1 protein-coding gene is annotated in these 858 nt (G+C 33.1%); it reads right to left on the bottom strand.

Annotation, left to right across the window (positions count from 1 at the left end; genetic code table 11):
• Positions 1-259 precede the first annotated feature (259 nt).
• Positions 260-724, bottom strand: coding sequence for a tetratricopeptide repeat protein (locus tag ACFQ1R_RS13170; RefSeq protein ID WP_379926730.1), 465 nt, complete (start codon positions 722-724; stop codon positions 260-262).
• Positions 725-858 lie beyond the last annotated feature (134 nt).

Genomic DNA, 858 nt, shown 5'->3' on the forward strand with positions numbered 1-858 from the left:
TTCATTATCTGCAGGATTTGCAGTCTCACTCTCACAAGAAAATAATACTGTATATAATAAAATTAAAGGTAAAATTAATTTTCGCATGTTATCTATTTTTGGTAGGTTTTTAATGTTTGCTAACGTGTTTGGCTATGGTTTCGTTGCGTGAAAATCCGCGAGGATTTTCCGCCGAAAACCGAAGATAGCAAATTTGCGAGGACTTTCCGAGAGGAAAGTCAGAAGCAATGAACTATAGCCGGTGTTGGGCATAGTTTTTTTAATGTCCGTGTGGGTCAAAATAAGCCTCAATTGTTAATTCGTCCGATTTAAATTTATTAGCAATCTCAAAATATTCCTTTGCGTTTTGTCTTTCCGATTCAATATTCATTTTTGCAATTCCAATGTTTCGATAAAGATTTGCATCTTTCGATTCAAGTTTTTCTGCTTTTAGTAATTCAGTCAGAGCGTTTTTATGTTTTCCATTGTCCGAAAGTATGGCTCCGAGATTGGTCAAAGCTCTTGTGTCATTTGGGTTTAGAGATAGCAATTCGGTCAGATATCGCTCAATTTTTTGATGATTTTCTTTCCACTTTTTTGAATCAGTCCAAATTTCATTATATAATTCCACCACTATTTTGAGAATTGAATCCGAGTTAGTGAAGTCCAATGAAGTCAATTCATTAGAATTAGTTTTTTTCTTAAATATTTTACTCAAAATTCCCAATTCTGTTCGTATTTTCAAATTATGCCCAACGTTTTGTATAATTTTTAGTTGCGTGGATTAGGTACTAAAATAGCAAAAAAACACAAGCCAAAGGAAAAATCCGCAGGATTTTTCCGATTAAGTAACTACAAGCAATTAAATTTATACCATGT

This window comes from Mariniflexile jejuense (assembly GCF_042675665.1).
GTDB lineage: Bacteria > Bacteroidota > Bacteroidia > Flavobacteriales > Flavobacteriaceae > Mariniflexile > Mariniflexile jejuense.